The sequence below is a fragment of the Phyllobacterium sp. P5_D12 genome, from assembly GCF_054049495.1.
The window spans coordinates 1-4,393 of sequence record NZ_JBFUMG010000387.1; the positions used below are offsets into that span (position 1 = coordinate 1).

Below are 4,393 nucleotides of genomic sequence, written 5' to 3' on the forward strand. Positions count from 1 at the left end.
AACCCGACCTGCGTGATAAGCCTCGGCGACAGTTTTCACGATGGTCAAGCGGCAGCGCGCCTGCCTGCACTCTATGCGGCGGAACTCGCCACATTGATGGCTGGGCGCGAATGGATCTGGATCACCGGCAATCATGACCCTGAACATCCGGCGGATTTGCCGGGCGAGACATTCACGGAACTGGCGCTCGGCAATCTGGTCTTTCGGCACGAACCGTCGAAGTCTCCTTGCTCCGGCGAGATCGCAGGACATTTGCACCCGGCGGCCAAGGTGGTGCGGCGCGGGCAAGCGGTGCAGCGACGCTGCTTCGTCAGCGACCGCTCGCGCATGATCATGCCGGCTTTCGGCRCTTATACCGGCGGGTTGAACATTCTCGGCCGTGCCTTTCACGGATTGTTCGACGCGCAAACAATTACCGCCTATATGCTCGGCCATGCCCGGGTCTATCCGATGGTGAGGAAGGCGCTGTTTCTCTAGGGCTTCTTAGGCATCCTCATATCGGCAAGCGGCCATCCTCCTTCAGCGTGTCGAGCACGATGGCGGTTTTGACATGCTGGACGGATTCATGCGGTAGCAGAACCTCGTTGACGAATGTCGAAAGTCCGCGCAGGTCCGGGGTCACCACTTTGATGAAATAATCCATCTCTCCAGTCAGAGCATGGGCTTCCATGACCTGAGGCAGTTTCGAGATGAGTTCCGAAAAGCGCTGCGCGTTGTCCCGGTTGTGCGTCGCCAGCGTTACCGAGATGATGTTGACGATGCCAAGGCCGAGTTTTTCCCGATCGATCTCCGCCCGGTAGCCGCGAATATAGCCCTCCTCTTCCAGCCGCGTGCGGCGTCGCGAACATTGCGACGGCGAGAGGTTGATCCGCTCGGAAAGCTCGTTGTTGGTCAGCCGCCCATCCTCCTGCAGGCAAATGAGAATTTTGCGGTCAGATGGATCAAGTTGCTGCATATGTGCATCCGCTACCGTATTTTCGCACGAAACATGCGAAATATACGCTAACGAAGCGTTGAAATGCAAGCACATTGCAGGCGGTTTGCGCGATAATGGCGGTTACCGCATGGAGGATGATATGGGCCCGTTTCCGCACGACGCACCGAAAGCCACGATCAGCAAAGATAACCCCGCTGGGACGGACGGTTTCGAATTCGTTGAATTCTCCCATCCGGAGCCGGAGCAGCTCAAAGAGCTGTTTGCGCGCATGGGTTATGTGCCTGTGGCCCGCCACAAGACCAAGAACATCACTGTCTGGCGCCAGGGCGACATCAATTACATTCTCAATGCCGAGCCGGGTTCCCATGCGACGAAGTTCGTCGACAAGCATGGCCCTTGCGCCCCTTCCATGGCCTGGCGGGTGGTGGATGCCAAGCACGCCTACAACCATGCGGTTGCCAAGGGTGCGACGCCCTATGAGGGCGACGACAAGACGCTCGATGTTCCGGCGATCGTCGGTATCGGCGGATCGCTGCTGTATTTCATCGAAACCTATGGCGACAAAGGCTCTATCTATGATGCGGAATTTGAATGGCTGGGCGAGCGCGATCCAAAGCCGGAAGGTGTCGGTTTCTATTATCTCGACCACCTCACCCACAATGTCTATCGCGGCAACATGGACAAATGGTGGGCGTTCTATCGCGAACTCTTCGGTTTCAAGCAGATCCATTTCTTCGATATTGCCGGCAAATTTACCGGGCTGGTTTCGCGCGCGATCACCTCGCCCTGCGGCAAGATCCGCATCCCGTTGAATGAATCCACAGATGACAAGAGTCAGATCGAGGAATATTTGCGCAAGTATAAAGGCGAAGGTATCCAGCACATCGCCGTCGGGACGGAGGCGATCTTTGACGCGACCGACAAGCTCGCCGATAACGGGCTGAAGTTCATGCCCGGACCGCCCGAGACCTACTACGAGAAATCGCATGACCGCGTAAACGGCCACGACGAGCCGATCGAGCGGATGAAGAAGCACGGAATTCTCATTGATGGCGAAGGCGTCGTCGATGGTGGCTTGACGAAGATCTTGCTGCAGATTTTCTCAAAGACGGTAATCGGGCCGATCTTCTTCGAGTTCATCCAGCGCAAGGGTGACGAAGGTTTTGGCGAAGGCAATTTCCGCGCCTTGTTCGAGTCGATCGAGGAAGATCAGATTCGCCGCGGTGTGATAAAAATCGCAGCGGCGGAGTAGTTCGACGGTTGTATTCGACTCAATTATGACCTAAATTATGGTCATAAGGAGTTTTGCTGTGAACATCTCTATCGCTGAAGCCAAAGCGAAATTTTCTGAACTGATTACCCGCGCGCAGTCGGGCGAGGAGATCGTGCTTACACGACATGGCAAAGCCGTCGCGACCATTTCTCCTCTGCCTAACCCGGATAAAAAGCCGGGTAGCCTGATAGGTGCGATGAAGGGACGAGTAGAGATATCAGAGAATTTCGATGAACTCGGTCCCGAATGGGACGAATACGTCAAATGAGCGGCCCGCTCTATCTTATCGATACGCACGTATTGCTGTGGGCCGTGAGCGATGATCCCCGACTTTCCAAACGGCAGAGGGAGATATTGCACCGGGGCGAGGATCTTGTTGTGAGCTCTGTGTCTATATGGGAGATCGCCATCAAGCGAGCACTGGGCAAGCTTTTCCTGAATGGCGATATCGTCGACGCAGTGAAATCGCGTAATATTCCATTTCTCTCAGTCTATGAACGACATGCTGCGCGTACGGAACACCTCGGCGATCACCATCGAGATCCATTTGATCGGCTCCTCATTGCTCAGGCGCAGGTCGAGAATCTCACGATCCTGACATCGGATACGATATTTCGTCACTATGACGTTATGGTACTCTGACCCTGCATCTTCAGAGGTCCTGTTTTACCTTGTCCGGATGCGCCGCTGCGAAGGCGTCGATAGCCCTGCACCGTTTGACGATTGCGCTTATGCGTTTGAAGCCGCTCGTTTTAACACCCCAGCGTTTGGCATTGTAAACTTGGGGAACGAGACAGAAATCTGCCATGCCGGGCGTGTTGCCGTGGCAGAATTTTCCCGTATCCGGATGGTGCAGCATCGCCTCGAATGCGGAAAGGCCCTCGGCGATAAACTTGCGCATCCAGGCGATGCGGACCTTGTCGCCACCTTCAGTCAAAAACAAGATGTGGGCCATCACACCCATGTTACAGACCGGATGGGTCTCCATGGCTATCGCATAGGAAAGTGCCCTCACCCGCTGCCGTCCTGCCGGTTCCTGCGGCAGGAAACCTGCGTCCAGATAAATCTCATCAAGATATTCGATGATCGCCAGTGACTGGGTCATCATCCGCCCGTCCATGGCGAGCGTTGGAACGAGACCTTGCGGGTTACGGCTGAGATTGTCGGCACCCTTGTGTTCGTCCTTGAGGAGATTGACCGGCACGGTTTCATATTCGAGACGGAGACGATTGAGCGCGATACGCACCCGATAGCTGGCTGACGAGCGCCAGTAGTCGTAAAGGACGATGCCGTTCATGCTTCACGCCCGTAATTGATCACCTGCTGCTCGATGGCGCCGAAGATCGAATGACCATAAGGGTCCTTCATCTCGATCCGCACAAGATCACCGAAACGCAGGAATGGCGTCTGCGGAGCGCCTTCCCGGATGGTCTCGATCATGCGGATTTCTGCTATGCAGGAATAGCCCGCCCCGTCCTCCTCGACGGGCTGGCCCGGTCCACCGTCGAGCTTGTTGGAGACCGTGCCGGAGCCGACGATCGTACCCGCACCAAGCGGCCGCGTCCTGGCGGCATGGGCGATCAGCGTCGGGAAATCGAAGGTCATGTCGATACCGGCATTGGCGCGGCCGAACGGCCTGCCGTTGAGGTCGACATGCAATGGCAGGTGCACCTTGTTGCCGTCCCAGGCTTCGCCCAGTTCATCGGGTGTCACGGCAACGGGTGAAAACGCCGATGATGGTTTGGACTGGAAAAACCCGAAACCTTTCGCGAGTTCCGCGGGGATGRGCCCGCGCAGGCTGACATCATTGACCAGCATGACAAGGCGGATTGCATCACGAGCCTCGTCGACACTCGCACCCATTGGCACGTCATCGACAACGACGGCGACCTCCCCTTCCATGTCAATGCCATAGGCCTCGTCGGCCATGCGGATCGGTTCGCGGGGTCCGAGGAAACTGTCGGAGCCGCCTTGATAGATCAGCGGATCGGTCCAGAAGCTCTCCGGCATCTCGGCGCCGCGCGCCTTGCGCACCAGTTCGACGTGATTGACATAGGCCGAACCATCCGCCCATTGATAGGCGCGCGGCAATGGCGCCATTGCCTCATGTTCGTGGAAGCGGCCGATGGGGACCGCACCAAGCTCAAGACTTTTGCCAAGGGCTTCCAGATGCGGTGCTATAC

7 protein-coding genes are annotated in these 4,393 nt (G+C 56.8%); 4 read left to right on the plus strand and 3 right to left on the minus strand.

What is annotated here, in order from left to right; translation table 11 throughout:
* Nucleotides 1-477 (plus strand): metallophosphoesterase (locus ACXJ5O_RS20005; protein ID WP_457301421.1); only part of this gene is annotated, 477 nt, incomplete at its 5' end.
* 16 nt (nt 478-493) lie between these two features.
* Here the strand turns inward: ACXJ5O_RS20005 and ACXJ5O_RS20010 are convergent.
* Nucleotides 494-955, minus strand: coding sequence for an Lrp/AsnC family transcriptional regulator (locus ACXJ5O_RS20010; protein ID WP_112531520.1), 462 nt, complete (start codon nt 953-955; stop codon nt 494-496).
* A gap of 121 nt (nt 956-1,076) precedes the next feature.
* Here ACXJ5O_RS20010 and hppD point away from each other — a divergent pair, with 121 nt between their 5' ends.
* Genes hppD through ACXJ5O_RS20025 form a run of 3 tightly spaced genes read left to right on the plus strand, consistent with a single transcriptional unit; the run spans nt 1,077 to nt 2,852 of the window.
* The gene (hppD, locus tag ACXJ5O_RS20015) at nt 1,077-2,189 is read left to right on the plus strand and encodes a 4-hydroxyphenylpyruvate dioxygenase (RefSeq protein WP_457301422.1); all 1,113 of its coding nucleotides are present in this window, start codon (nt 1,077-1,079) and stop codon (nt 2,187-2,189) included.
* Between the two features lie 58 nt (nt 2,190-2,247).
* The gene (locus ACXJ5O_RS20020) at nt 2,248-2,478 is read left to right on the plus strand and encodes a type II toxin-antitoxin system Phd/YefM family antitoxin (RefSeq protein ID WP_457301423.1); all 231 of its coding nucleotides are present in this window, start codon (nt 2,248-2,250) and stop codon (nt 2,476-2,478) included.
* Complete coding sequence (locus ACXJ5O_RS20025; RefSeq protein WP_457301424.1) at nt 2,475-2,852, plus strand: type II toxin-antitoxin system VapC family toxin; 378 nt, start codon at nt 2,475-2,477, stop codon at nt 2,850-2,852. The genes ACXJ5O_RS20020 and ACXJ5O_RS20025 overlap by 4 nt, the downstream gene beginning before the upstream one ends.
* A 10-nt stretch (nt 2,853-2,862) precedes the next feature.
* Here the strand turns inward: ACXJ5O_RS20025 and maiA are convergent, their stop codons facing one another.
* Both maiA and ACXJ5O_RS20035 read right to left on the minus strand, forming a co-directional pair.
* The gene (maiA, locus tag ACXJ5O_RS20030) at nt 2,863-3,507 is read right to left on the minus strand and encodes a maleylacetoacetate isomerase (RefSeq protein ID WP_271898836.1); all 645 of its coding nucleotides are present in this window, start codon (nt 3,505-3,507) and stop codon (nt 2,863-2,865) included.
* Nucleotides 3,504-4,393, minus strand: an 890-nt coding sequence (locus tag ACXJ5O_RS20035; RefSeq protein ID WP_457301425.1) for a fumarylacetoacetate hydrolase family protein, incomplete at its 5' end; no start/stop codon positions are given. The genes maiA and ACXJ5O_RS20035, both read right to left, overlap by 4 nt.

Coding starts and splice junctions, on each gene's coding strand:
- ACXJ5O_RS20010 (WP_112531520.1), bottom strand. CDS start 955: ATGCAGCAACTTGATCCATCTGACCGCAAAATTCTCATTTGCCTGCAG.
- hppD (WP_457301422.1), top strand. CDS start 1,077: ATGGGCCCGTTTCCGCACGACGCACCGAAAGCCACGATCAGCAAAGAT.
- ACXJ5O_RS20025 (WP_457301424.1), top strand. CDS start 2,475: ATGAGCGGCCCGCTCTATCTTATCGATACGCACGTATTGCTGTGGGCC.
- maiA (WP_271898836.1), bottom strand. CDS start 3,507: ATGAACGGCATCGTCCTTTACGACTACTGGCGCTCGTCAGCCAGCTAT.